This is a genomic window from Thermomonas sp. S9 (assembly GCF_024704365.1).
Taxonomy (GTDB): domain Bacteria; phylum Pseudomonadota; class Gammaproteobacteria; order Xanthomonadales; family Xanthomonadaceae; genus Thermomonas.
In genome coordinates this window covers 934,991-961,157 of record NZ_JAJDFY010000001.1, presented here as the reverse complement: position 1 = coordinate 961,157, position 26,167 = coordinate 934,991, and the positions used below count along the sequence as shown (strand labels likewise).

Here is a 26,167-nt window from a genome sequence, read left to right as displayed (position 1 = left end):
GTTAACGCGAAGCGCGCCCGCGGGCGGTCACGCCGGGCGCACCAGCCCGGACATCGGGGCCAGCGCGGCGCTGTCCGGGAACACCTGGCGCGCCAGCACCTCCGCGCCCAGCCCGAGGTGGTCGCGCAGCACGCCCTTGAACAGCGCGCGCAGATCGGTGGTGGCGCGCAGGTCGCGGCCCTCGTTGAGCTGGCTGCGCGCCAGCCCCGGCCAGTCGCCGGCCACCCGCCCACCGGCCACCGCGCCGCCGGCGAGGAAGGCCACCCCGCCAGTGCCGTGGTCGGTGCCGCCGGTGCCATTGATGGCGGCGGTGCGCCCGAACTCGGTGACCACCGCCACCACGGTTTGCTTCCACACCGGCTGCGCGCCGTCGTGGAACGCTTTCAGCGCCGTATCCAGCTCCGCCAGCTTGCGGTCGAGCACGGCCAGCTCGCCGCCGTGGGTGTCCCAGCCGGTGTCCTCCACGAAGCCGATCCGCGGCCCGTCCGGCGCGGCCATGAAGCGCGCCGCCGCCGCCATCGCCTGCGGCAGGCGCAAGCCACCGCTGGCCTGCATCGCGGCCTGGCCGGCGTCGATCCCGGCGAACGTCGGCGCCAGCGCCGGATCGGCCGCATACAGCAGCTGCAGCTGCTGCCACAGGATCGGGTCGATGCGGTTGCCCAGCGGCGGCGACCAGGTGCTGACGTTGCCGCCGCCGCGCATCGCCAACGGCATCACCGCCGAGATCGCCAGCCCCGCTCCACCCGGCATCGCCGCCACGCAGCGGTTCAGCCAGCCGGTGCTGCCGCCGGCGCCGGTGGTGCCGTTCTCCACGCAGTCCTGCGCCTCGAAATGCGAGCGCTGGCGGTACGGCGGCGCCACCGCCGCGACCGGCAGCAGTTCGCCGCGCGCATGCAGCGCGGCCATGCCGGACAGCTTGCCGTGCAGGGCGAAATCGGCATCCAGCCGCAGCGGCGCGGGCTGGCCGGCACTGGCGGCGAACTCCCCGCGCAGGGCCGCGAACGCCGGGTCGCCCAGCGGCTGCAGCGCGTGCAGGCCGTCCATGCCGCCGCGCAGCAGCACCAGCAGGAAGCGGGTGTCGTGCGCGCCGGTTGCGGCCAGCGCGAACTTCGGCAGCGCCGCCAGCGCCAGCGCGGAGGCGCCGAGGCCGAGGAATCCACGTCGATCGATGCGCATCGCCATGTTCATGCTCTCCACTGGAAGGCGGGGCTGGCCAGCAGCAGCGCCACGCCCTGCTGGATGGATTCGGCGCGCCGCAGCGCGGTGGCGGTCTGCGCGTCCAGCGCCTCGCCTAGCGCGGCCTGGCCGAGCGCCAGCGGGGTCACGCCGGTGTCCGGCAGGCGGTCGGCCAGCGCCTGTGCCGCCTGTACCCGCTTGAACAGGGCGTCCGGCCCGCCCCAGTCGGCGGCCACGTCGCCGAAGCCTGCCGGCGAGCGCGGCTGGAACACGGGCTGCCCCAGCTGCGCCTGCAGCCGCAGCCCCAGCGCGAGGTCGGACTCCGCGCCCAGCCCACAGGCGCGCAGTGCCGACAGGCAGAAGTCGTCCGGGGTCTTGAACTTGCGTACCCCCGGCTGCCAGGCGACGGGATCATCCAGCAGCACGCGGTACACGCTGGGCAGGTCGCCCGCGCTGTCCATCCAGACCCGCGCCATGCGCTGCACCAGCGCCGGCGGCGGATCGTCGACCACGAAATGGCGCACCAGCTTGGTGGACACATGGCGCGCGGTGGCCGGATGCACGGCCAGGTCATGCAGGATGGCGATGCCCTGGCGCTCGCCGTCCTGGCGGTAGGTCTTGCCGAACACCCGCCGCGCGCCCGGCTCGTGCGCGGCCGGGCGGAACAGGAAGGCATCCGTGCCGCCGGCATTCGGGTCCACGCTCCAGCCGGTGATCGCGCGCGCGAATTCGGTGACGTCCTGCTGGGTGTAGCCGGCATCCACCCCCCAGCGTGTGCAGTTCCAGGATCTCGCGCGCGAGGTTTTCGTTCAGGCCGCGGCGCGCGCCCTGGCCGGTGCGCTGGCGGCGGCGCTCGGCCTGCTGCGCCGCGCGCGAGTCGTCACCGATCGACTGCGCGTTGTCCAGATACAGCAGCATGCCGGGGTGGCGCTCCACCGCCAGCAGCAGGTCGGCGAAGCGCCCGTTCACGTGCGGGCGGATCGCCTCGCGCTCCATCGGCGCAGCGAACAGCGCCGCCACCCGCTTGTCCACCGAGATCGCGAAATGGTTCGACCAGAACCGCACCAGCCGCTCGCGGAAACCGCCGTCGGCACCGGCGGCGACCTGCTGGCGCAGCAGCAGCTCGCGCTGCAGGCCCTGCCGCAGCAGCCGCCCGGCCTGCATCTGCGCGGCTTTGGCATCGCCGCCACCGCCCTGGCGCGCCTGCCGGCGCATCTGCTGCAGGCGGCGGTACTGGCCCAGGCAGTCGGCGCTGGACGGCAGGCCGGCGAATGCCGCCGGCGCGGGCGCAGGGCCCAGCTGCGCCAGCAGCCAGCCGTGCGGATCGGGGTCGATCCGCTGCAACTCGCCGGGGCGGGCACCGAGGCCGAAGCGGTTGGCGGCGCTGGTCGCGGACAGATGCGTCATGGGCGCGTGCTCCAGAGACAGGCTCCACCGGCAACGCACCAGCCCCGCGCCGGTTGACAGCCCGCGGCCCGCATTCAGGCGGTCAGCGCCCCGCCACCGTCATCCGCCCGATCAGGATCGCGCCGGTACGAATGTGCGAGCGCGTGTCCACGTCGCTGCCCACGGCCTCGATCGCGGCGAACATGTCCTTCAGGTTGCCGGCGATGGTGATGCCATCGACCGGATGGGCAATCTCGCCGTTCTCCACCCAGAAGCCAGCCGCACCGCGCGAATAGTCGCCGGTGACGGCGTTCACGCCCTGCCCCATGAGCCCGGTCACCAGCAGGCCGCGGCCCATGCCGCGCAGCATCGCATCGAGGTCACCGGCATTCGCGCGCACGTCGAGGTTGTGGACGCCGCCGGCGTTGGCGGTGGTCTGCAGCCCCAGCTTGCGCGCCGCGTAGCTGCCCAGCACGTAGCGCTGGACGATGCCGCGCTCGACCAGCAGCGAGCGGCAGGTGGCCACGCCTTCGGCATCGAACGCGGCGGAACGGAAGCCGCGCGGCAGGAACGGGTTTTCCTCGATCGCGAACCAGTCGGGGAAGACGCGCGTGCCGGCGCTGTCGGGCAGGAAGCTGGCGCGGCGGTACAGCGCGCTGCCGGAGATCGCGTTGACGAAGCTTGCGATCAGCGAGCGCGCCATCTCCGCGCTGAACAGCACCGGCACCTGGCCGGTGGCCAGCGGGCGCGGATCCAGCCTGGCCAGCGCGCGCTGCGCGGCCTTGCGGCCGATCGCATCTGGCGTCTCCAGATCGCCCTGCGCCAGCGCCACGCTGTACCAGCCGTCGCGCTGCATGCGCTCGCCTTCACCGGCGATCAGCGCGCAGCCGGCGCTGTAGGAGGTGCGGCGCTCGCTCCCGAGGAACCCGTGCGAATTGGCGTACACGCCGAGCGAGGCGTTCATGTTCACCGAGGCGCCGTCGGAATTGCCGATGCGCGCATCCACGGCGCGGCCGGCGGCCTCGCATTCCAGCGCCAGCGCGATCGCGCGGTCAGCGTCGAACACGGCCGGATGCCAGGTATCGAACTCGCGCAGCGCGGTCGCCATCAGCGCCGCATCGGCCAGCCCGGCGTGCGGGTCTTCCTCGGTGTGACGGGCGATCGCGCAGGCCTGCGCGACGGTGGCGGCCAGGCTGTCCTCGCGCAGGTCGGCGGTGCTGGCGCTGCCCTTGCGCCTGCCGAAATACACGGTGACGCCGAGGCGGCGGTCGCGGGTGGACTCCACCGTTTCCACCTCGCCCATGCGCACATTGACCGCAAGGCCCGTATCTTCATTGCAGGTGACTTCACACTGGTCCGCGCCGGCGGCGCGGGCGCGCTCCAGCAGCTGCTGGGCGAGTGCGGATAACTGTTGCAGGCGCGGCTGGCTGTCGTCGGTGATGGAAGGCAGGTCGGTGGTGGGCATGTTCAATGGCTTATCCTGTAGCGATGCGAGGACGTGACGAGGAAACCGGCGAATACTTCAGCCCCAGCCGCAGCGCGCAGCGGCGCGCGGCGCTGGACGTGCTGGAACTGGGAGAGCAGCTGGTGGCGCTGAGCGCGGCCCAGCTGGCACGGCTGCCACTGCCGGAGGACCTGCTGCCGCACATCCGCGAGGCGCAGCGCATCACCGCGCACATCGCCCACAAGCGCCAGCTGGCGTTCCTGGCCAAGCAGATGCGCAAGCTGGACGACGCGGTGCTGGACGCGATCCGCGACGCCATGCGCAAGGACGGCGAGGCCGCGCGCCGCGAGACCGCGCTGCTGCACCGCGCCGAAGCCCTGCGCGAGGCGCTGCTGGGCGAGACTGGCGATGCCGCCCTGACCGACCTGCTGGCCACGTACCCGCAGGCCGACCGCCAGAAGCTGCGCCAGCTGGTGCGCAACGCGCGCGAGGAGCGCGCGAAGAACAAGCCGCCGCGCGCGTTTCGCGAGCTGTTCCGGGAACTGCGCGATGTGCTGACGCAGGACGCCGTTGCTCCAGGCGACGACGCTCCAGGCGATGCGGTGGAAGGCGAGGCAGACGACCACGGCTGATCAACCCGCCTGGGTCCCCCCCCACGGTCAATTCCGAAATCAGCAGGGACGGCTGGCCCACGCCCACCGGCACGCTCTGGCCGTCCTTGCCGCAGATGCCCACGCCATCGTCCAGGGCGAGGTCGTGGCCGATCATCGCCACCTTGCGCATGGTCTCCGGACCGTTGCCGATCAGGGTGGCGCCCTTCACCGGCGCGGTGATCTTCCCGTCCTCGATCAGATAGGCCTCGGTCGCGGAGAACACATACTTGCCGCTGGTGATGTCCACCTGGCCGCCGCCGAAATTGACCGCGTACAGGCCTTTCTTCACCGAACGGATCATCTCCTGCGGGTCGTGGGTGCCGGCGCGCATGTAGGTATTGGTCATGCGCGGCATCACCAGGTGCGCGAACGATTCGCGGCGGCCATTGCCGGTCGGCGCCATGCCCATCAGGCGCGCGTTCAGGCTGTCCTGCATGTAGCCGACCAGCACGCCATCCTCGATCAGGGGGTGCACTGGGTGGGCTGGCCTTCGTCGTCGATGTTGAGCGAGCCGCGGCGGCCGTCCAGGGTGCCGTCATCGACGATGGTCACGCCTTTGGCCGCCACCTGTTGGCCGAGGCGGCCGGCATAGGTGCTGGTGCCCTTGCGGTTGAAATCGCCCTCCAGCCCGTGGCCCACCGCCTCGTGCAGCAGCACGCCCGGCCAGCCGTGGCCGAGCACCACCGGCATCGTGCCGGCCGGCGCGGCGATGGCCTCGAGGTTCACCAGCGCCTGGCGCAGCGCCTCGCGCGCGAATGTCTCCGGTTTGCCGTCGGAGAGCAGCTCCGCGTAGGAATAGCGCCCGCCGAAGCCGGCGAAGCCCGACTCGCGGCGGCCGTGCTGCTCCACGATCACCTGCACGTTCATCCGCACCAGCGGGCGCACGTCGCCGGCCAGTACGCCGTCGCTGCGCGCCACCAGCACGGTGTCCACGCCGCCGGTCAGGCTCACCATCACCTGCTTGACGCGCGGGTCCAGCGCGCGCAGCAGCGCGTCCACCCGGCGCAGCGCCTCGACCTTGGCGGCGGCCTCCAGCGCATCCACCGGATCGAGCGCCGGATACAGCGTGCGCCCGGCGCTGGATTGCAGCGCGTGCGCGCCATGCGCGCGACCGTCGCGGGCGATCGCGCGCGCCGACTGCGCGGCGGCCAGCAGCGCCGGCGCGTCCAGTTCGTCGGAATAGGCGAAGCCGGTCTTCTCGCCGCTGATCGCGCGCACGCCGACGCCCTGCTCGATGCCGTGGCTGCCGTGCTTGACGATGCCGTCCTCCATGCTCAAGGCCTCGCGCCGGCTGTGCTGGAAGTAGAGGTCGCCGAAGTCGATACCCGGCCCCAGCAGGCTGGCGAAGGCGCGCTCCAGCGCGGCGTGGTCGAGCCCGGTGGGTGCGAGCAGTCGGGATTCGGCGATGGCCAGTGCGTTCATGCGGGAAACCTTCGAAAGTCTGTCTTAGAGATATGGCGACGCGCGCGCGGATCAATCGCCCGCGTTGGCCGTGGCCGCAGGGACGTTGCCTTCGCCGCGCGCCACCAGCTCGACCTTGGGCGCGCTCCATGGCCCGGTGACCCGGTAATGCCTGGCGCCGATATCGCGCATCGGCCTGTCCAGCACGGCGTTGGCGACCGCGCCCACCGCCGCGCCGACCGGGCCGGCGGCCAGCGCGCCGACCGCGGTCAGCAACCCGGCGGATTTCGGCTGCACGTCCACCCACTGGTCGAAGCGCTGGTTGCGCAGGTCGGTATCGCCGCGCACCAGGATATCCGCGGCCGGGCCGCGAATCGTCAGATTGTCGGTATGCAGGATGCCGTCGGCGATGCGGGCGTTGCCCTGGATACGGTCGAACGTGAAGCCCTTGCTGAAGAAGTCGCTGAAATCCAGCATCAGCCGCCGCCGCAGCTGGGCCACGCCGAGCAGGCCGAGCACGCGCCCGGCCCCCGGCTCCAGTTCCAGCAGGCGGCCATCCTTCAGATCCAGCGCCAATGTTGCATCGAGATTGGGCGGGGCGAAGTCCTGCGGACCGCCGCGCCAGCCGGCCTCCATGCCGAGCTTGCCGTGCCCGCCGCCGATCTGGCCGCCAAAGCCGAGCGCGCCCAGCAGGGCGCCGGCATCGTCGCTGTCCACGTCCAGCCGGAACTGGCTGCGCTGGGCCGCGCCCTGGCCCAGCCAGCTGCCGCTGCCGCGCAGGCGCTGCTTGCCGCCGCTGGTGCTGAACTCGTCCATCCGCATCCCGCCCGTCACCGGCGTGCTGCGGAAGCGCGCGCGCCCCATCGGCACCCCGCCCAGGCGCAGGTCGGCCACCTCGATCTGCAGCGGCGGAATCCTGGCCGGATCGACCCCGTCGGCAGCGGGTGCAGCCTCGGTTTGCATGGCCGGCAGCGCCGCCCAGTACAGGCGGTCGAAACGCCCGCTGACGGCGGCGCCGTGCGCCTGCGGCACCTGCAGGCTGCCGGCCAGACCGGGCGCCTGCACCTGCACCGCCAGCGCAGCCGCCGATGCTGTCACCTGCAGACGGGCATCACTGAAGTCCGCGCCCAGCAGGCGCAGCTGTACGGCCTGCACGTCCACCCGCCGCAGCGGGGGCCTTCGCCCTGGCCGCTGCCGAGCAGTCCCAGCTCAGCCCAGCGCATCCAGCCGCGCGGTGCGGCCCCTCGACCAGCAGGCCATTGGCCGGCGGCGCGCCCACCGCGCCGCCACCCAGCAGGATCCGCAGCCCGGTTTGCCCGCCCGCGCTGCGGCTGCGCAGGGCCAGCACCTCGCCCAGGCGGGCAGACACCTCGCCGTTCTCCAGCGGCAGCTGCAGCTGGATATTGGCCGCAAGGGCCTGCCCGGCCGGCTTGTCCAGCGGCGCAGGCAGGTCGAGGCGGGTGCCGGCCAGCGAGGATTGCAGGCGCAACCGCGCCGTGCCCGGCGCGGCGCGCGGCACGTCCAGCTCGGTACTCCACGCTGAACTGCCGCGCACGTAGGGCTTGAGCCAGTCCAGGGTGCCGGCCCTGTCCAGCAGGGCGTCGATGTCGATGCTTGCCTGCAACTGCGCCTCGAACGCCTGCGCCGGATCGCGCACGTGCGGGCCCGAGCGCAGCGACAGCAGCCCCGGCACACCATCGCTGCGCACCTGCAGGCCCTCCGCCTGGAAGCCGTCGTGGTCGAAGCGCAGGCTGCCGCGCACCTGTTCGAACGCCAGCTTGTACCGGCGCTCCAGCAGGCGCACGCCGGCCAGCGCCACGCGCCCGTCGAGCTGCGGCGCCGGGGCATCGTGGTGCAGCGGCAGCCGCATCTGCAGGCTGGCCTGCGCCGGGCCGGACGCGGCCAGTGCATCCAGGGTGGAGGCGTTGTCCTTACGCAGCGGGCTGGCGCGCAGCAGCGCGAGGAACTGCCCGGCATCGCCGGCGGCCTCGGCATCCACCGTCAGCTCCGGCTGGTGGAAGCTGGCGATGCCGACGCGCAGCGCGGTCACCGACACCCCGCCCAGGCGGGCACGCCCGGCAAGACGGAAGCCGTCGGCCACGAACGCAAGATCGGCATCGAGGTGCTCGGCCGCCGGCCAGTCCGGGTGGAACTTGACGGTGGCGTCCTGCACCTTGGCCTGCACCCGGAATACCCCGGCGCCGGCCAGCCCGGGCGCGTCGCGGAACGGCCAGTCGTCGAGGTCGCCGGCCACCACCGCATGCGCCTCGCGCAGCATGCCGCCGCGCAGCGCCGTATTCAGCCAGTCCACCGTCGCCTTCGGCATCAGGTAGTGGATCCAGAAGCCGCGCGCGTAGGTCACCGGCACCTGGCCGATATCGGCGGCGATGTCCAGGTGCGGGCGGCTGCCGTCGCCCTGGAAGCCGATCCCGCCGCGCGCATGCACCTGCAGCGGGCCGCCGCTGATGCCCAGCCCCGGGGTCTGCACGTCCCAGCCAGCGCCGTTGCGCCAGGCCACCGCCTCGCCGTCGAGGGTGAAGGCATGCGGCACGCCGAAGCCGGCCGGCCAGTCGAACACCACCTGCGCGCCGGGATCGAAGCGCAGGCGCAGCCCGTCCTGGTCGGCCTGCAGCCAGCCGCCGACCCCGCGCAGGCCCGGCGCATGCCCGACCGGCCCGAAGCGCAGGCCGCTGGCGCGCAGGCGGGCGTGCAGGCGGCCCTGGCCGTCGGCGGCGAACTCCACGCCGTCCAGCGCACCGGCCGGGCGCGCCGCACGCAGCCAGTGACGCAGCGCTGGCGGCAGCGCATCGGACAGCGCCGCCAACTCCAGCAGCGGTTGCAACTCCAGCCTCGTAGCGCGCAGCGCCAGGCCATGCCCCCCGCCGGCCAGCGCCAACCCGTCCAGCTGCTGCTGGCCGATGCGCAGGCGCGGCGCACGCGCCCGCCAGGCACCGATGGTGCCGGCCCAGGCCGCATCCAGCGCCACCGGTCCCAGCGCCTGCACCGGCGCCGGCTGGCCCGGCCCCGGCGCGCGGCCGCGCAGGACCACGCCGTCGAGGTCGGCCACCGCGCGCATCGCCACCACCCGCAGGCCCTTCAGCGTGGCCCAGGCCTGAGCGCGGCCGCGGCCGGCCTGCGGCGCGACCCCGGCCCAGGCCAGCACCCCGGCGAGGTCGGCCAGGTCGGTCTGGCGACTGCCGGCATACACGCGGCCATCGCCGCTGGCGCGGTCCAGCGTGCCGGCCACGTCCAGCGGCTGGCCGGCGCTGCGCAGCCAGGCGCGCGCGCCGGCGTCCACCCGCGCATTGCTGACGCGCAGGCGCAGGTCGATCCGCGGCACGTTCACGTCCAGCCCCAGCTCCGGCGCCAGCACCCGCAGCCGCGCCTGCGCCAGCTGCAACTCGCCCAGCTGCGACAGGGTATCCAGCGGATTGGCATCGGTCTGTTGGCCAGGCAGACCGCGCACCTGCCACTGGCCGTTCGCATCGCGCTGCAGGGTCAGGTCCAGACCGCGCAGGCGCAGCTCGGTCAGCGAGCGCCCCGGCAGCCAGCCGGTGTAGGGCGCGACCAGCAGTTCGGCATCGCCGATCACCAGCGGGTGCGCGCCCCCGCCCACCCGCAGGTTGTCCAGCCGCAGCAGCGGGCCACGCCGGGTCCATTCGGTGCGCACGCGGTCGAACGCCACCGGATGGTGCGCGCGCGCGCTCAGCCAGGCCGCGATCTGCTGTGGATGCTGCTGCAGCAGCGGCAGCAGCTGGCTGGCCACGGTCACCAGCAGCGCCACCGCCAGCAGCAGCGATGCAAGCGTGTACCAGAGACCACGCCGCAGCAGGCGCAGGCGGTGGCGCCAGGGCATGGTCATGCCGGCGGGCTCCCCGCATGCGCATGCCAGGCCAACCCCGTCATGGCGTCAGAGCAGCACCACATCGAACTGCTCCTGCAGGTACTGGGCATCGGCCTGGAACCGGATCGACTTGCCGATGAACTCTTCCAGCTCGGCCACCGCGTTGGATTCCTCGTCGGTGATCCGCGCCACCACCTTGGGCGGGGCGATCACCAGCAGCCGCGCCGCCTCGAACTGGCGCACCGCGCGCACGATCTCGCGGAAGATCTCGTAGGTGACGGTCTCGGCGGTCTTGACCATGCCGCGCCCGCCGCATTCGTGGCAGGGCTCGCACAGCTGGCGCTCCAGCGAATCCACCGTGCGCTTGCGGGTCATCTCCACCAGCCCCAGCGGCGAGAAGTCGTACACCGTGGTCTTGGCGTGGTCCTTGGCCAGCGACTTCTCCAGCGTGCGCAGCACCTGCCGGCGATGCTCGGCATCCTGCATGTCGATGAAGTCGATGATGATGATCCCGCCCAGGTTGCGCAGGCGCAGCTGGCGCGCCACCGCCTGCGCCGCCTCCAGGTTGGTGCGGAACACGGTCTCCTCGAGGTTGCGCTGGCCGAGGAAGCTGCCGGTATTCACGTCCACCGTGGTCATCGCCTCGGTCTGGTCGATCACCAGGTAGCCGCCGGATTTCAGCGGCACCTCCTTTTCCAGCGCGCGCTGGATCTCGTCCTCGACGCCGTACATGTCGAAGATGGGCCGCACGCCGGCGTAATGTTCGATCTTGTCTGCCAGCGCGGGCATGTAGCGTGCGGCGAACTCACGCAGGCGCTCGCAGGTCTCGCGCGAATCCACCCGCACCCGCTCCACGTCGCGCCGGATCAGGTCGCGCACCGCCCGCAGCGGCAGGCTCAGGTCCTCATACAGGCATGCCCCCACGCCGGCGGTGGCGGCCTTGCTCTCCACCTGCTCCCATACCCGCCTGAGATAGGCGATGTCTTCGGCCAGCGCTTCCGCCGGCTGTCCTTCGGCATTGGTGCGCACGATGTAGCCGTAGCCGGGGCCGCCCGCGGTGAGCGTCTGCATCAGTCCCTTCAGGCGCGCGCCTCGGCCTCGTCCTCGATCCGCGCGGAAATGCCCACCACCTTCGAGCGCGGCAGCAGCACCAGGTAGCGCGAGGGGATGCTGATCTGGGTGGTCAGCCGCGCGCCCTTGCTGCCGATCGGGTCCTTCACTACCTGCACCACGATTTCGGCACCATCGCGCAGCAGTTCGGTCACCGGCACCTGCACCTGCGGCGAGGCCAGTGGAGGTTCGTCGCCGTCGCCGGCACCCAGCGGCGCGCTGCGGAAGATGTCGTTGGCATGCAGGAAGGCGCCGCGATCCAGGCCGATGTCCACGAACGCGGCCTGCATCCCGGGCATCACCCGCTGCACCTTGCCCTTGTAGATGTTGCCGACCACGCCACGCTGGCTGCCGCGCTCGATGTGCAGCTCCTGCAGCATGCCGTTCTCGACCACCGCGACGCGGGTCTCGCGCGGGGTGACGTTGACCAGCAGTTCCTCGCTCATGACGCCAGCAGCCCGAACTGGCGCAGCAGTCCGGCCGTTTCCGCAGCGGCAGGCCCATGACCCCGGAATAGCTGCCGTCCAGCCGCGCCACGTGCATCTCGAAGCGGCCCTGGATGGCATACGCGCCGGCCTTGCCCTGCCATTCGCCGCTGGCGAGGTAGCGGGCGACGTCGGCCTCGGACAGCGCATCCAGCGTGACCCGGGTCAGCGATGCCGCCTGCGCCTCGCGCCCGGCGCCGACCAGCGCCACCGCGGTCAGCACCTCGTGGGTGCGGCCGGACAGCGCGCGCAGCATCGCCGCCGCCTCGCCGGCATCGGCCGGCTTGCCGAACACGCGATCTTCCAGGATGACCTCGGTATCCGCGCCCAGCACCACCGCGCCGGGCGCACCCAGCACCTTCAGCAGGCCGGCCCCGGCCTTCTCGCGCGCCACCCGGCGCACATAGTCGAACGCAGGCTCCCCCGGCGCCTGGTGCTCGGGCACGTCGAGATCGAGGAGGCCGAAGTCCAGCCCGAGGCGGGACAGCAGTTCGGCGCGGCGGGGTGAACGCGAGGCAAGATGCAGCATGGTCGAAGTCTAACCCGCGCCCGCCGGCCGGCCGCATCCGCAGGCCGCCGGCCGGGCGGCGGCTCACCGCCCGTTCACCCCCGGCATGCGAAAGCTTTGCATCAACCATCCCGGGAGCCCTCCATGACCCTGCGTCCGCTGCTGCTCGCCCTTGCCCTTGCCGCCACCCTGCCCATGACCAGCCACGCCCAGTCGCCCGCCACCGCCCCGTCCGCGCCTGCGCCTGCCGCGCAGCCCACCCTGCTGTCGGTCTCCGCCAGCGCCGAGGCCAGCCGCAAGCCGGATATCGCCACCCTCTCCACCGGGGTGGTGACCCAGGCCAGCGACGCCAACGCCGCGATGCGCGAGAACGCCCAGCGCATGGACCGGGTGCTGGCGGCGCTGCGCGCGGCCGGGATCGCCGAACGCGACATCCAGACCAGCGGCATCAACCTCAACCCGCAGTACAAGTACGTGGACGGCGCGCCGCCGGCGATCACCGGCTACCAGGCCAGCAACACCGTCAATGTGAAGGTGCGCGACCTGGCCCGGCTGGGCAAGGTGCTGGACACGCTGGTGGCGCAGGGTGCCAACCAGATCAACGGCCCCAGCTTCGGGATCGACAGGCCGGAAGAGGCATTGCAGGAGGCGCGCATCGCCGCGGTGCGCAAGGCGCAGGCGATGGCGCGCACCTATGCCGATGCGCTCGGGATGCGGGTGCTGCGGGTGGTCAGCCTGAGCGAAGGCGGCACCACGCCACCGCGCCCGCTGCCGGTGATGCGCGTAGCGGCCGCGCCGATGGCGATGATGGAGAAGGACACCGCGGTCGCCGCTGGCGAAAGTTCGGTGTCGGTGACGATCGAAATGGTGTTCGAGCTGGGGCACTGACGCCGCGCACTCGCGCCGCCTCGCCCGCATCCCGCCGCCCGCCGCGCGCGGGCCTCGTCGTTTGCGCCGCCAGGGTATCGACCGCCGGCGCCTGCCTGAATCGCGGCCCAACCCGCAGCACCCACCCCGTTGCCAGCGCACGGCCCGTGGTCGCAGCGTAAGGGCGTGCAGGCCGCCACATGCCGCACGCGTCGTGGTTCCCCGTTCGCGCCGACCGAAGGAGACCGACCATGATCCATGCCCATTCCGCTTTCGCCCTGCCCGCCGCCCGCCCACGCCCGGATGCCGCGCGTGTGCTGACCCTGAGCGCGACGCTGGCGCTCAACCTGCTGCTGTTCGGCCTGCTGATGGTGCCGATGGCGCTGCCGCCGCCGGCGCCTAGCGCGCAACCGCGCACGCCGCAGCTGCGGATCATCCCGCGCACGCCGCCGGTGGTCGAAGTCACCACGCTGCCGCTGCCGCCGCCGGCGGCCGCGTCCGCACAGCCGCCGACCCGCGCGGACAGGCGCATCCCGGCCGTGTCCGATCCGGCACCGGTCATCCGCAGCGATACCGGCCCGGCGCAGGCGACGGACGCTGGCACGACCGACGATGCCGGACCCGGCCCCGCTTTGACCTCACCCGGCCCGATCGCACAGCCGATGCAGCTGGCCTACCTCAGCGCCCCCCGCCCCGGCCTATCCGCGCGCCGCCCTGCAGCAGCGGCTGTCCGGCACCGTGCTGCTGCAGGTGCTGGTGGACGTGGATGGCCGCCCGCTGGACGTGACGGTAGCGCGCAGCAGCGGCTACCGCATGCTGGACGAGGCCGCCCGCACACAGGTGCTCAAGCGCTGGCGCTTCCAGCCGGCGCTGCAGGACGGCCAGCCGGTGCAGGCGCTGGGGCTGGTGCCGGTGGAGTTCACAGTACGCGGTTGACCGCCGCAGGCATGCGCCAGGGATGGCACATGCCGGGTCGGGCCGACCGCCTCAGGCCGGCCGCCAGCGCGGCGGCTCCGGCCAGCGTGCGTCCTGGTGGCCTTCCAGGACCCGGCGCAGGTCGCGCGGATCGATCTGCGGCGCCAGCGCGTGCAGCAGCACCAACGCGTACTCGCGCAGCACGCGACCGCGCGGCACCACCGCCCAGGTGATGCACTCCGGCAGCTCCAGCGGCGCCTGCAGCGCCCGCAGGTCGGCGTCCTCGCGCCCGGACACCGCCATCTCGGCCAGCAACCCGGCGCCCATGCCGGCGCGCACGTAGGTCTTGATGAGGTTGGCGTCGCGCGCGGTCATCGCGATCTGCGGCGCCACTCCCGCCTGCGCGAACGCACGCTGCAGCGAGGAATCGGGGTGCTTGGAGGATTCGTAGGACACCAGCGGGTACAGCGCCAGCTCGGCCAGCGTGGGCGCCCCCTCGCGTGCCGCCAGCGGATGCGTGGCCGGCACCAGCAGCACCCGCCGCCAGCGGTACAGCGGCACCACCACCCCGCTGGTGGCAGGCGCCGGGCCGGCGGTGCTGATCAACCCGAAGTCGGCTTCGTCCAGCTTCTCCAGCACCTCGGCATCGCCGGCCGCGAACAGATCCACGCTGACCTGCGGATAGCGCCGCGCCAGTTCCGCGATCACCGGCGGCAGCACGTAGCGCGCCTGGGTATGGGTGGTGGCCAGCAGCAGCCGGCCGCGATGTTCGCCGCGCTCGTTGGCGGCGTAGCTGCGGATGTTGGCGGCTTCGGTGAGGATCTTGCGGGCGCTCTCGATCACCTTCACGCCGGCCGGGGAAACGCCTTCCAGGCTGCGCCCCTTGCGCAGGAAAATCTGGAACCCCAGCTCGTCCTCCAGCTGCTTGAGCTGCTTGGACACCCCGGGCTGGGTGGCGTGCACGCGCTCGGCCGCCTGGGTGATGTTGAACCCGGCATCGGCGATCGCCACCAGATAGCGCAGCTGGGTCAGGGTCATGGATGCCCCTCGTATCTTTTCATCTTGATAATGCGATGATTATAGCGGCATCACCGCCGCCCCCGCTTCATTCCTGCCAAGCATAAGCAAACAGCAGCGGGCCATTTCCTGCGCTTGCCGGCCCAGGCCTAAGGTAGCCCCCTGCCGCGCCCCGCCCGCGCCGCCACGCGGCATCCCCGCATCCGCGAGACCCCATCATGGCCCTGCACGACAGCATCCTCGACACCATCGGCCACACCCCCATCGTCAAGCTGCAGCGGCTGGCGCCGGCGCACGCCAGCGTGTACGTGAAGATGGAGTCGTTCAATCCCGGCGGATCGGTCAAGGACCGTCTCGCGCTGGCCATCGTGCTCGATGCCGAACGCCGCGGCCTGCTCAAGCCTGGCGATACCATCGTCGAGGCCACGTCCGGCAATACCGGCGTGGCGCTGGCGATGGTGGCCGCGGCACGCGGCTACAAGTTCGTCGCGGTGATGAGCGAGACGTTCTCGGTCGAGCGCCGCAAGCTGATGCGCGCCTACGGCGCCAAGGTCATCCTGACCCCGGCCGCCGAGCGCGGCAGCGGCATGGTGCGCAAGGCGCGCGAGCTGGCCGAGCGGCACGGCTGGTTCCTCGCCAGCCAGTTCACCAATCCGGCCAACCCGGCCTTCCACCGCAACACCACCGCCGCCGAGATCCTGCGCGACTTCGCCGGGCGCCGGCTGGACGTGTTCGTCAGCGGCTGGGGCACCGGCGGCACCCTGACCGGGGTCGGCGAGATGCTGAAGGCGGCGCGCCCGGACGTGCGCATCGTCGCCACCGAACCGGCCGGTGCGGCCCTGCTGAAGGGCGAGGCCTGGCAGCCGCACAAGATCCAGGGCTGGACCCCCGACTTCGTGCCGGAGGTGCTCAACCGCGGCGTGGCCGATGAACTGCGCACCGTCACCGACGAGGACGCCATCGCCACCGCGCGCCGGCTGGCCGCGGAGGAAGGCATCTTCGCCGGCATCTCCGCCGGCGGCACCGCCGCCACCGCGCTGGCACTGGCGCAGGAGGCCCAGGCCGGCAGCGTGCTACTGGCCATGCTGCCCGACACCGGCGAGCGCTACCTCAGCACCGCGCTGATGGCCGACATCCCCGACGGCAGCGACGACGACTGGCTGGCGACGCTGGGGTGACCGCACGCCTCGCGGCAGCACCCACCCCGGGCCGGGAGGGCGCGCCTGCGCGCGGCTACTTGCCCGCGTCCAGCACCTGCGAGAGCTTGTCGGCATCGAAATACTGGGTGAGTTCGCCCATCCCGGCCTCGACCGACGGGTCGCTGAAGATGCCCTGCGACGCCACCTGGCCCAGCAGCTGGAACGCGCTGGCGATGGCGGCCTGGCCTTCGTACTTGAACGCGGTCGCGGTCTGGCTGCGGCAGGTCTCGGTGAGCAGCCGCATGTACAGGCCGGCGGTCTGTTTGTTGATGTCGGTGCGCACCTCGGACGGCATGCGGATGTAGGGCGCGATGTCCCTCTGCAGCGCGATCGCCGAAAAGATCCATTTCACCAGCAGGGCCTTGTCGGCATCGCTGGTGGACGACACCAGGCACTTGCCCAGGTCGTCCGCATACACGCCGGCGCGGGCGTGCTGGGCCGGCAACGCCAGCGATGCCGCGACGCAGGCGGCGAAAACGCGCTTCATGCAATCCTCTCCCCGGATGGTGGCACGAGGTGCGCAGGCTAGCATCGCGCGAGCGCCCGCCGCCACCGCCTCAGGTGCGCCCGTACAAGTCCTCGTAGCGGACGATGTCATCCTCGCCCAGGTAGTCGCCGGACTGCACTTCGATCAGTTCGAGCATTTCCCGGCCCGGATTTTCCAGGCGGTGCCTGGCGCCGATCGGGATGTAGGTGCTCTGGTTGGGCAGCAGCTCGAACACGTCGTTGTCGCGCGTCACCCGGGCGGTGCCGCGCACCACCACCCAGTGCTCGGCGCGGCGGGTGTGCGACTGCAGCGACAGCCGCGCGCCGGGCTTGACCTTGATGCGCTTGACCTGGAAGCCGTCGCCGATGTCGATCGAGTCGTAGCTGCCCCACGGACGGTGCACCTCGCGATGCAGCACCGCCTGCGGGCGCGCCTCGGCCTTCAGCCGCGCCACCACGTCCTTGACCTGCTGCACCCTGTCCTTGCGCGCCACCAGCACGGCGTCGTCGGTCTCCACCACCACCAGGTCGTCCACGCCGACCAGCGCCACCAGCCGGCGTGCGTAGGCATAGCTGTTGCGGCTGTCGATCGCGATCACGTCGCCGTGGTGGGCGTTGCCGTCGGCATCCTGCGCGCTCACTTCCCACAGCGCCGACCACGACCCGACGTCGTTCCAGCCGATGTCCACCGGCAGCACCGCGGCCGCGTCGGTCTTTTTCCATCACCGCGTAATCGATGGAATCCGCCGGACAGGCCGCGAACGCGGTTTTGTCCAGCCGAATGAAGTCGCCGTCGCGCGCGGCGGCGGCGAATGCGGCGCGCACGGAGGCGAGGATGTCCGGGCGGAAGCGCTGCAGTTCTTCCAGATAGCGCGAGGCACGCAGCAGGAACATGCCGCTGTTCCAGTAATAGCCGCCGGCTGCGAGATAGGCCTGCGCGGTGGCGGCATCCGGCTTCTCGACGAAGCGCAGCACCGGGCGCACGCCCTCGCCAGGGCCCGCCTGGATATAGCCGAAACCGGTTTCCGGTGCAGCCGGCACGATCCCGAACGTCACCAACTTGCCCGCCTCGGCCGCCGGCATCGCCGCGCGCACGGCGGCCTGGAAAGCGGCGGCGGCGCGCACCACGTGGTCGGAGGGCAGCACCAGCAGCAGCGGGTCGTCGCCTGCGGCCATCGCCTGCAGCGCGGCGGCGGCGATCGCCGGGGCGGTGTTGCGGCCCACAGGTTCGAGCAGGATCGCCGGCGTGGGCGCGCCGATCTGGCGCAGCTGCTCGGCGACCAGGAAGCGGTGCTCCTCGCCGGCGACCACGATCGGCGCGGCATCCGCCAGCGCGGCCACGCGCCGCCAGGTGGCCTGCAGCAGGGTGTCATCGCCCACCAGCGGCAGGAACTGTTTGGGATAGGCCTCGCGCGAGAGTGGCCACAGACGCGTGCCGGAACCGCCGGACAACAGGACGGGCTGCAATTTCGCCACGGGTGCCTTCCTACGACTGCGCAAAGACCGGGCCGCAGTTTACCCTTTGCGCATGAGCGACCCCGCCACCGACGACGCCCGTGCCGCCCAGCGCCTGGCCTGGGTCCGCGCCGCCCTGCGCCAGCCCGACGTCGGGCTGGAACGCGCCTCCACCGATGCCGGCCTGCGCAGCTACTGGCGCACGCTGGGCGCCACGCCCGCGCGCATCGTGATGGACGCACCGCCCGGCCAGGAGGACGTGCGCCCGTGGCTGCGCATCCGCGACCTGCTTGAAGCCGGCGGCGTGCGCGTGCCGCAGGTGCTCGCGCGTGACGTGGGCGCCGGGTTCCTGCTGCTGGAGGACCTCGGCGGCCCCACGCTGGCGCAGGTGATCGATGCCGGCAACGCCGATGTGCATATGCAGGCGGCGATCGCGCAGCTGGTGCGGCTGCAGTCGATTTCCCTGCCTGCCGACATCCCGGTGTTCGGCGAGGCGCTGCTGCAGCGCGACGCCGGGTTGTTCGAGGAGTGGTTCGTGCGCCGCCACCTCGGCATCACTCTGGACTGCGAGGAGGCCGAACGCCTGCAGCTGGCACAGCGCCGGCTGATGGACAACCTGCTGGCACAGCCGCAGGTCCCGGTACACCGCGATTACATGCTGCGCAATCTGATGCCGGCCACCGACGGCCCGGCCGTGCTGGACTTCCAGGACCTGGTGCGCGGGCCGATCGGGTATGACCCGGTCAGCCTGCTGCGCGATGCCTTCCTGAGCTGGCCGGAAGCGCGCGTGGACGGCTGGCTGCGCGAGTATCACGCGCACGCCGTGGATGCGGGCCTGCCGGTGCCCGCGCTCGAGGTGTTCCTGCGCGATGCCGACTGGTGCGGCGTGCAGCGGCACCTGAAGATCCTCGGCATCTTCGCGCGGCTGCACCACCGCGACGGCAAGCCGCGCTACCTCGCGGATGCCCCGCGCTTCCTCGCCTACCTCGATGCGGTGGTGCCGAAATACCGTGCACTCGACCCGCTGCGCGAGCTGCTGGAGCGCACGCTCGAGCCCGCCTTCGCGAAGCTGGCCGCATGAAGGCGCTGATCTTCGCCGCCGGCCTGGGCGAGCGCATGCGGCCGCTCACCGACGCCACGCCCAAGCCGCTGCTGCGCGTCGGCGGCAAGCCGCTGATCGTCTGGCATCTGGAAAAGCTGGCAGCGCTCGGCATCCGCGATGTGGTCGTGAACACCTCGTGGCTGGCGGAGCAGTTCCCCGCCACGCTGGGCGACGGCGCGCGCTGGGGCCTGCGCCTGCACTATGCCTACGAGGGCGACACCCCGCTGGAAACCGGCGGCGGCATGTGGAACGCGCTGCCGCTGCTGGGCGAGGCCCCCTTCCTGCTGGTCAATGGCGATGTGTGGACGGACTACGACTTCGCCCGCCTGCCGCGCGCGCCTGCGGGGCTGGCGCATCTGGTGCTGGTGGATCCGCCGCCGCATGCGCCACACGGCGATTTCGCGCTAAGCAGCGATGGGCGCGTGCATCCCGATGGCGACTACAAGCTCACCTATGCCGGCATCGGCCTCTATCGCCCGCAGCTGCTGGATGACTGGCGCGACCTCATCTCCACGCCCATGCGCGCCAACGGCAAACCGAAATTCCCGCTGGCGCCGCTACTGCGCGCGCACATGGCGCACGGTGCGATCAGCGGCGAGCATCACCGCGGGCGCTGGACCGACGTGGGCACGCCGGAGCGGCTGCAGCGGCTGGATGCGGCGCTGCGCGCTCAGTCCACCCCCAGCACCTGACGCAGGAAGGGCACGGTCAGCCGCCGCTGCGCAGCGAGCGAGGCGCGATCGAGACGCTCGAAGAGCGCGGTGAGGCTGGCGAGGTCACGGCTGGCGCGGCGCAGCAGCCAGTCCAGCGCGGCGGCGTCGAACTCCAGCCCGCGCGCGGCGGCGCGCTGGCGCAGCAATTCGGCGCGGCCGGCATCGTCCAGCACCGGCAACGCCCAGCGCGCGCACTGCGCCAGCCGCGAGCGCAGGTCGGGCAATACCAGGCCCAGCGCATCCGGCGCGGCGCTGGCGGCGTACAGCGGCACGCGCCCGGCATCGCGCAGGCGGTTGTGCAGGTCGAACAGCGCGACTTCGTCCGCGTGCTCGCCGGCCACCGCGTCGAGATCGTCCAGCGCCAGCAGCTCGGCGCGCTCCAGCCCCTCGCTGGCCAGGCGCACGCGCCCGCGTAGACCGCGCAGCGACAGGTAGGCCACCTGGCGGCCGGACGCCTGCGCCTCGGCGCAGCAGGCCAGCAGCAGATGGGTCTTGCCGGTGGCGGGTGCGCCATGCAGATACACCCCAGCGGCCGTGGCCGCGTTGCCGGCGGCGAGCGCGCGCAGCTGCGGCAGCAAGCCCTCCGGGGCCTGCAGGTAGCGGTCGAGACGCTGGTCCGGCGGCGCCCGCAGCGCCAGCGGCAGCTGCGGGCCGAACGTCTCCGTCATCGTCAGCCCGCGTCCTGGTCGCCGCCGCCCGGCGGCGGCGCGGCATCCAGCAGGATCGCCGGGGTGTCGCCCGCATACAGGCGGCTGTGGCGGTAGCGCTCCTGCGCGTAGCGCAGCAGCACGTTGATCACTGCCGCCACCGGCAGCGCCAGCAGCATGCCGAGGAAGCCGAACAGGGTGCCGCCGGCCATCACCGCGAAAATCACCACCATCGGATGCAGGCCGATGCGGTCGCCCACCAGCACCGGCGTGAGCAGGAAGCTCTCCACCACCTGGCCGACGCCGAACACGATGCCCACCCCCGCCAGATGCTGCCAGTCGCCGAACTGGACCAGCGCGGCGATGCCGCCGAACAGGATGATCGCGGCCGGCCCCAGATACGGCACGAAGGTCAGCAGTCCCGCCACCACGCCGATCAGGATGCCCAGCTTCAGCCCCACCAGCCACAGCCCCAGCGCGTACAGGATGCCCAGCATCAGCATCACCAGCAGCTGCCCGCGCAGGAATCCACCCAGCACCTCATTCGCTTCCAGCGCCAGCCGGCGCACGGTGGCGTAGTGGTCGCGCGGGATCAGCGCAGCGACCTTGCTCACGATCAGATCCCAATCGCGCAGGAAGAAAAAGGTCAGCACCGGCAGCAGTGCGATGTTGGCCAGCCAGGTCACCAGCGCAAAGCCCGAGCGCGAGACGTAGCCGAGCATCACCGCCACGATGCCGCCCGCGCCCTGCCAGTGCTCGCGGATCAGCTGGAACAGATGCTGCGGATCCAGCCACGCCAGGATCTGCAGTCCGGTGCGCCGCTCGATCCACGGCAGTGCGGTCTGCACGAACCAGTCGCGGTAGCCGGGCAGCGAATCCACCAGGATCATGACCTGACTCTCCAGCAGCGGTACCAGCAGCACCGCGGCCAGCAGCAGGACCAGGATCATCACTGCGAACACCAGCACCACCGCGCTGTTGCGCGACATCCGCCGCTCCAGGCGGTCCACCATCGGGTCGCCCAGCCAGCCCAGCAGGGCAGCTTCAATGCGAACGGACTCAGGATCGGCGCCAGCAGCCACAGGCACCATACGAGCCCCAGTCCGAGCGCAGTCCACTGCACCCGCCGGTAGAACGCGGCGATGGTCGCAAGATCCTGATCGCGCTGCATGCTCATTTTCCGCCCAGAAGAAATGCCGCGGGCGCGCCCGCGCTGCCATCGCCGGTAGCGGGCGCCGGGACCAGCACCCCGGCGCGACCGACGTAGCGGCTGAAGTTGGCCAGCCCGCTGGCAAGATCGACCTCCAGCTCCAGCGCGTCCGGGCTGGCGCTGACCGGCACGACCCGGCGCACCACCGGCAGGCCGTCGAGGTAGCCGGCCAGGCGCAGATAGTCGTCGCTGCCGTGCAGGCCCAGGACGCGCAGCCGGAACTGGCCCGGCGCCGCATCGGGATTGACCCTGGCATAGCGCCGCGCCAGCGCATCGGCGGCCCCGTCGGCACCGCCCGCCATCGCCCGGCGCGCGTCTGGATTGCTGGTCTGCCAGCTGCCCAGCACCTTGCCGTTGTCCACCAACGTCCAGTCCGCGGCCCAGCCCCCGGCAGTGCGGTAAAGCTTGCCGATCAGCTGGATCGGCGGGCTGTAACGGCGCGACAGCGCGCTGATCGCACCCACGTCGCCGCGCCAGATCGCGCCCACCGCCGCCATCTCGGCGGCATTGCCGACCGGCAGACCGAGTGCGTAGCCGCGCGCCTTGGCGGCATCCAGGATCGCACGCGCGGCGTTCACCTGGCCCAGCCCGACCAGGCGCGGGCCGCTGCCATCGTCGATCGCCAGCCACAGCACCGGCTTGGGCCGCGGCTGTGGCCAGCGCGGCAGGCCGAACATATCCACCAGATCGTCCACGTCGGCCGGCCGGAAGCGCACCACCAAGATGGTCTGGAAGCTGGGCGCACCGGTCGGGCCGATGCCCTCGTCCTGGCGGTAGTCGTAGCTGTCGACGTAGTCCTTGGCATTCGCCAGTTCGTCGCGCACGCCGTCGCGCAGGGCCGCCTCGCGATTGCCGGTGACATTCGCCAGCACCTGCGCCAGCGCGCGCGAACGCCTTGTCGCGCTCGCCGTCGGTCTGGTTGCGCACGCTCACCTCGGCCTGGTACGGCCCCTGCGCCGCGGCGCGGTCGCCCTCGGTGCGCTGCGCCAGCGCCGCACCCGGCGCCAGCAGAGCCAGCAGCAGCCACAGCCCGAACAGCCGCGGCCATGCCCGCGCGATCCCTTGCGGTGTTGCTTGCATCGGCCATCCTCGCCTGCCGGACACCCCGGCCTCGTGCCGGAATGTTGCCGCAGCCGGGCGGGCGCGTCCATGACCGCACCGGCGGCAGCACCCGGCGGCTGTTAAAATCGCGCGCTTCCCGCGCCTGCCCGAGTCCGCCGTGACCACCCAGCCCTCCCCTTCCCCCGGCCTGACCTACCGCGACGCCGGGGTGGACATCGACGCCGGCAACGCCGTGGTCGAACGCATCAAACCCTTGGTCCGGCGCACGCTGCGCCCGGAAGTGCTGGGCGGGGTGGGCCTGTTCGGCGGGCTGTTCGACCTCGCCGGCCGCTATAAGGAGCCGGTGCTGGTCTCCGGCACCGACGGCGTGGGCACCAAGCTGATCCTCGCCAGGCAGCTGAACCGCCACGCCGGCATCGGCCAGGACCTGGTGGCGATGTGCGTGAACGACGTGCTGGTGCAGGGCGCCGAACCGCTGTTCTTCCTCGACTACTTTGCCACCGGCAAGCTCGACGTCGAGACCACGGTGAACGTGGTCGCCGGGATTGCCAGGGGCTGCGAACTCGCCGGCTGCGCGCTGATCGGCGGCGAGACCGCGGAAATGCCCGACATGTACCCGCCGGGCGAATACGACCTGGCCGGCTTCACCGTCGGCGCGGTGGAAAAATCCAGGCTGGTCGATTCCAGCCGCCTGCGCGCGGGCGACGTGCTGATCGGCATCGCCTCCAGCGGCCCGCATTCCAACGGCTATTCGCTGATCCGCAGGATCCTCGCACGCGCCGGCAATCCGCTGGACCTCGACCTCGGCGGCGTCAGCCTGGCCGATGCGCTGATGGAACCGACCCGCATCTACGTCAAACCGGTGCTGGAGCTGCTGGCGCGGCACGACATCCACGCGATGGCGCACGTCACCGGCGGCGCGCTGGTGGAGAAGATCATCCGCGTGGTCCCCGCCCCGCTGGGGCTGGACATCGACACCTCCAGCTGGCCGCGGCCGGCGGTGTTCGACTGGCTGCAGCGCGAAGGCAACGTGGCGGACGCGGAAATGTGGCGCACCTTCAACTGCGGCATCGGCTACGTGCTGATGGTGGACCCGGCCGACGCGGCCGCGGTGGAGGCCGACCTCGACCGCCTGTCGCTTGCGCACTGGCGGATCGGCCAGGTCACCGCGCCGCGCGACGGCGAGCGCCTGCGCATCGGCTGATACCAGCCCGATGACCGCCCGCCTCGCCATCCTCGCCTCCGGCCGCGGCAGCAACCTGCAGGCCATCCTCGACGCGATTACCGCCGGCACTCTCGATGCGCAGGTGATCGGCGTGTTCTCCGACAGGCCCGAGGCGCAGGCCCTGCAGCGGGTACCGGAAGCGCTGCGCTGGGCGCGCACGCCGAAGACCTGCGGCGGCCGCGACGCCTTCGACGCGGCGCTGGGCGACGCGGTCGCCGCCAGCGCGCCGGACTGGATCGTGTGTGCTGGCTACATGCGCATCCTCAGCCCCGGGTTCGTGCAGCGCTTCGCCGGCCGCCTGCTCAACATCCACCCCTCGCTGCTGCCGCGCCACAAGGGCCTGCACACCCACCAGCGCGCGCTGGAGGCCGGCGATGCCGAGCACGGCGCCAGCGTGCATTTCGTCACCGCCGAACTGGACGGCGGGCCGGTGATCGCGCAGGCGCGGGTGCCGGTGCTGCCTGGGGATGATGCCGACGCGCTGGCGGCGCGCGTGCTGGCGGTGGAGCACCCGCTGCTGCTGCAGGTATTGCGCCTGGCCGCCGCCGGCCGTCTGGCTGAACGGGACGGGCGCGTGTACATCGATGCTCAGCCGGTGTTTACGCCGCGGCCGCTAGAGTCGGCCCCGGCGTGACGGCCCCGCCCTCCACGCACCGCCCCGCCCGTTCGTTCCGGTCATGCAAGGAATCCCGATGAAGGCATTGCGCCCGTTCGTGTTGCTGCCGCTGCTGCTGGCCACGGCTCAGGCCTGGGCAGTAAAGCCGTTCGTGGCCGATTACGACGCCAGCTGGAAAGGCGTGCCGGCCACCGCCCGGATCAGCCTGCAGCAGGCCGACGGCGGCCGCTGGAACTACGCGCTGACCGTGCAGAACGCGGTCGGCAGTGCGCGCCAGGCGACCGTGTTCGACGAGGCCGGCGGCACCTTCCGCCCGCTGTCCGGCAGCGACACCGCGCAGCTGCTGTTCAAGAAGTCGCAGAAGGACGCCCGCTACGACTGGGACCGGCGCGAGGCGCGCTGGAGCGGCGACGTGAAGCCCGACCGCGCAGGACCGGTCACACTGCAGGACGGCGACCTCGACGGCATGCTGGTGAACCTGGCGATCGTGCGCGACGTGGCCGCCGGCAAGCCGCTGCGCTACCGGGTGGTGGACAACGGCACCGCGCACGTGCAGACCTACCAGAACCTCGGCAAGGACACCGTCGCCGTCGCCGGCCAGGCGCGCGCCGCCACCAAGATCGCGCGCACCAGCGACGACAAGCAGGTGCTGGTGTGGGTGGTGGACGGCCTGCCGACCCCGGCGCGCATCCTGCAACGCAAGAATGGCCAGGACGAGCTGGAGCTGACCCTGAAGTCGGTGCGCTGAGCGCGCGCACTGGCGCCTGCATCGAATCAATTTTTCCGAGGCCCGTGCATGCGGCCTCGCGCCGTCCGCATCCTGGCTGACCATCGCGATGGGACGCGGCGGCGGGTGCGGCAATTCAGCGGCGGGGCAGGTATTCCAGCGGATCGACCGGCTTGCCGTTGTAGCGGATCTCGAAGTGCAGCATGTCGCGGGTGGCACCACTGCGGCCCATCTCCGCGATCTGCTGGCCGGCTTTGACCAGCGCGCCCTCGTTGACCAGGCGCGCGCGGTTGTGACCGTAGGCCGACAGCCACTGGTCGTTGTGCTTGACGATGATCAGCTCGCCGTAGCCCACCAGCCCGGAGCCGGAATACACCACCACGCCGTCGGCGGCGGCGCGCACCGGCTGCCCGGCCTTGCCGGCGATGTCCACGCCCTGGCGGGTGGGATCGCCCGCGGCATAGGTGCCCACCACGCTGCCCTGCGCCGGCCACTGCCAGGCCAAACTGCTGGCGACCGGCGCGGGCGCGGATGCAGGTGCAGATGCAGGCGCGGGCGGCGGACGCGTGCTGGCGGGCGCGGGCACCGTGCTGGACGCCACGTTCCCGTCGCGCGGATACAGGCGCAGGCGCTGCCCGGGATAGATGGTGTAGGGCGGCGCGATGTCGTTCCACAGCGCCAGGTCCAGCGGGGTGATGCCGTTCTCGGTGGCGATCCGGTACACCGTCTGCCCACGCTGCACCACCACCGTCGCGCCGTACTTGGGCTGGGATACCCGCACCGCCGGCGCGGGCGCACCGACCGCGCGACCGGGCGCGGCATCGCGCGGCGGCTTTACGACCCGGGTATGAGCTGCAACCGGTGGCGACGAGCGCAGCCACCAGCAGCAGCGCGGGGATTCGCAGCGGGATCATGCCCG

17 protein-coding genes and 8 pseudogenes are annotated in these 26,167 nt (G+C 72.0%); 9 read left to right on the top strand and 16 right to left on the bottom strand.

The genetic code is table 11. From position 1 onward, the window contains the following. Positions 1-27 precede the first annotated feature (27 nt). The 4 genes and pseudogenes from LJB71_RS04765 to pmbA all read right to left on the bottom strand — a co-directional run bounded on the left by LJB71_RS04765 (position 28) and on the right by pmbA (position 4,033). Positions 28-1,188 carry a DUF1501 domain-containing protein gene (locus tag LJB71_RS04765; RefSeq protein WP_259303283.1) on the bottom strand — a complete coding sequence of 387 codons (1,161 nt, stop codon included), beginning with the start codon at positions 1,186-1,188 and terminating at the stop codon, positions 28-30. Continuing rightward, positions 1,185-1,940, bottom strand: a complete 756-nt coding sequence (locus LJB71_RS04760; RefSeq protein ID WP_259303282.1) for a DUF1800 domain-containing protein — start codon at positions 1,938-1,940, stop codon at positions 1,185-1,187. The genes LJB71_RS04765 and LJB71_RS04760 overlap by 4 nt, the downstream gene beginning before the upstream one ends. Before the next feature lie 64 nt (positions 1,941-2,004). Continuing rightward, positions 2,005-2,583 (bottom strand): annotated as a pseudogene (locus tag LJB71_RS04755) (DUF1800 family protein); the annotation flags it as partial. Between the two features lie 82 nt (positions 2,584-2,665). Continuing rightward, the gene (gene pmbA, locus LJB71_RS04750) at positions 2,666-4,033 is read right to left on the bottom strand and encodes a metalloprotease PmbA (RefSeq protein WP_259303281.1); all 1,368 of its coding nucleotides are present in this window, start codon (positions 4,031-4,033) and stop codon (positions 2,666-2,668) included. A gap of 17 nt (positions 4,034-4,050) precedes the next feature. On the opposite strand from pmbA, the gene yjgA reads away from it, so the two are divergent. Beyond that, a complete protein-coding gene (gene yjgA / locus LJB71_RS04745; protein ID WP_259303280.1) occupies positions 4,051-4,638 on the top strand; it encodes a ribosome biogenesis factor YjgA in 588 nt (195 codons plus the stop codon). A 16-nt stretch (positions 4,639-4,654) separates the two neighbouring features. On the opposite strand, the pseudogene tldD reads toward yjgA, so the two are convergent. The 5 genes and pseudogenes from tldD to LJB71_RS04720 form a co-directional block, all read right to left on the bottom strand. Then, positions 4,655-6,081: pseudogene (tldD, locus tag LJB71_RS04740) on the bottom strand (metalloprotease TldD); the annotation flags it as partial. A 51-nt stretch (positions 6,082-6,132) separates the two neighbouring features. Then, positions 6,133-7,215, bottom strand: a complete 1,083-nt coding sequence (locus LJB71_RS04735) for an AsmA-like C-terminal region-containing protein (RefSeq protein ID WP_259303279.1) — start codon at positions 7,213-7,215, stop codon at positions 6,133-6,135. Further along, positions 7,172-9,922 (bottom strand): YhdP family protein, encoded by a 2,751-nt coding sequence (locus tag LJB71_RS04730; RefSeq protein WP_259303278.1) that lies wholly within the window; start codon positions 9,920-9,922, stop codon positions 7,172-7,174. Before LJB71_RS04730 ends, LJB71_RS04735 begins: the two co-directional genes overlap by 44 nt. A 48-nt stretch (positions 9,923-9,970) precedes the next feature. Further along, positions 9,971-11,460: pseudogene (gene rng / locus LJB71_RS04725) on the bottom strand (ribonuclease G). 97 nt (positions 11,461-11,557) lie between these two features. After that, positions 11,558-12,028, bottom strand: a pseudogene (locus LJB71_RS04720) (Maf family nucleotide pyrophosphatase); the annotation flags it as partial. Between the two features lie 123 nt (positions 12,029-12,151). Here LJB71_RS04720 and LJB71_RS04715 point away from each other — a divergent pair. Together LJB71_RS04715 and LJB71_RS04710 are read left to right on the top strand one after the other, a co-directional pair. After that, positions 12,152-12,895 carry an SIMPL domain-containing protein gene (locus tag LJB71_RS04715; protein WP_259303277.1) on the top strand — a complete coding sequence of 248 codons (744 nt, stop codon included), beginning with the start codon at positions 12,152-12,154 and terminating at the stop codon, positions 12,893-12,895. Between the two features lie 717 nt (positions 12,896-13,612). After that, on the top strand, positions 13,613-13,810 hold the full coding sequence (locus LJB71_RS04710) for an energy transducer TonB (RefSeq protein WP_259303276.1): 198 nt from the start codon (positions 13,613-13,615) through the stop codon (positions 13,808-13,810). Between the two features lie 51 nt (positions 13,811-13,861). On the opposite strand, the gene LJB71_RS04705 is transcribed toward LJB71_RS04710, so the two are convergent. Beyond that, a complete protein-coding gene (locus LJB71_RS04705) occupies positions 13,862-14,827 on the bottom strand; it encodes a LysR family transcriptional regulator (protein ID WP_259303275.1) in 966 nt (321 codons plus the stop codon). A gap of 197 nt (positions 14,828-15,024) precedes the next feature. Between LJB71_RS04705 and cysK the strand changes: the two genes are divergently transcribed. After that, positions 15,025-15,984: a cysteine synthase A gene (gene cysK, locus LJB71_RS04700; protein WP_259303274.1), complete on the top strand. Its 960-nt coding sequence runs from the start codon at positions 15,025-15,027 to the stop codon at positions 15,982-15,984. A gap of 55 nt (positions 15,985-16,039) precedes the next feature. Here cysK and LJB71_RS04695 read toward each other — a convergent pair whose 3' ends face one another. Both LJB71_RS04695 and LJB71_RS04690 read right to left on the bottom strand, forming a co-directional pair. Further along, the gene (locus LJB71_RS04695; protein ID WP_259303273.1) at positions 16,040-16,492 is read right to left on the bottom strand and encodes a hypothetical protein; all 453 of its coding nucleotides are present in this window, start codon (positions 16,490-16,492) and stop codon (positions 16,040-16,042) included. A gap of 70 nt (positions 16,493-16,562) precedes the next feature. Beyond that, positions 16,563-17,967: pseudogene (locus LJB71_RS04690) on the bottom strand (mannose-1-phosphate guanylyltransferase/mannose-6-phosphate isomerase). Positions 17,968-18,019: 52 nt separating this feature from the next. On the opposite strand from LJB71_RS04690, the gene LJB71_RS04685 reads away from it, so the two are divergent. Further along, on the top strand, positions 18,020-19,027 hold the full coding sequence (locus tag LJB71_RS04685) for a phosphotransferase (RefSeq protein WP_259303272.1): 1,008 nt from the start codon (positions 18,020-18,022) through the stop codon (positions 19,025-19,027). Next, positions 19,024-19,740, top strand: coding sequence for an N-acetylmuramate alpha-1-phosphate uridylyltransferase MurU (gene murU / locus LJB71_RS04680; RefSeq protein WP_259303271.1), 717 nt, complete (start codon positions 19,024-19,026; stop codon positions 19,738-19,740). The genes LJB71_RS04685 and murU overlap by 4 nt, the downstream gene beginning before the upstream one ends. On the opposite strand, the gene hda is transcribed toward murU, so the two are convergent. The 3 genes and pseudogenes from hda to LJB71_RS04665 all read right to left on the bottom strand — a co-directional run. Beyond that, positions 19,719-20,429 (bottom strand): DnaA regulatory inactivator Hda, encoded by a 711-nt coding sequence (hda, locus tag LJB71_RS04675; protein WP_259303270.1) that lies wholly within the window; start codon positions 20,427-20,429, stop codon positions 19,719-19,721. The genes murU and hda overlap by 22 nt on opposite strands. 2 nt (positions 20,430-20,431) lie before the next feature. Then, a pseudogene (locus LJB71_RS04670) lies at positions 20,432-21,585 on the bottom strand (AI-2E family transporter). Next, a pseudogene (locus LJB71_RS04665) lies at positions 21,582-22,508 on the bottom strand (DUF2066 domain-containing protein); the annotation flags it as partial. The pseudogenes LJB71_RS04670 and LJB71_RS04665, both read right to left, overlap by 4 nt. 359 nt (positions 22,509-22,867) lie before the next feature. Here LJB71_RS04665 and purM point away from each other — a divergent pair. From purM to LJB71_RS04650, 3 genes are read left to right on the top strand one after another with little or no spacing between them, the layout of a single operon-like run. Next, the gene (purM, locus tag LJB71_RS04660; RefSeq protein ID WP_310649434.1) at positions 22,868-23,884 is read left to right on the top strand and encodes a phosphoribosylformylglycinamidine cyclo-ligase; all 1,017 of its coding nucleotides are present in this window, start codon (positions 22,868-22,870) and stop codon (positions 23,882-23,884) included. A 10-nt stretch (positions 23,885-23,894) separates the two neighbouring features. Beyond that, positions 23,895-24,539, top strand: coding sequence for a phosphoribosylglycinamide formyltransferase (gene purN / locus LJB71_RS04655; protein ID WP_259303268.1), 645 nt, complete (start codon positions 23,895-23,897; stop codon positions 24,537-24,539). A gap of 58 nt (positions 24,540-24,597) precedes the next feature. Further along, positions 24,598-25,269 carry a DUF3108 domain-containing protein gene (locus LJB71_RS04650; RefSeq protein ID WP_259303267.1) on the top strand — a complete coding sequence of 224 codons (672 nt, stop codon included), beginning with the start codon at positions 24,598-24,600 and terminating at the stop codon, positions 25,267-25,269. A 115-nt stretch (positions 25,270-25,384) separates the two neighbouring features. Here the strand turns inward: LJB71_RS04650 and LJB71_RS04645 are convergent. Next, positions 25,385-26,162, bottom strand: a pseudogene (locus LJB71_RS04645) (peptidoglycan DD-metalloendopeptidase family protein). Positions 26,163-26,167 lie beyond the last annotated feature (5 nt).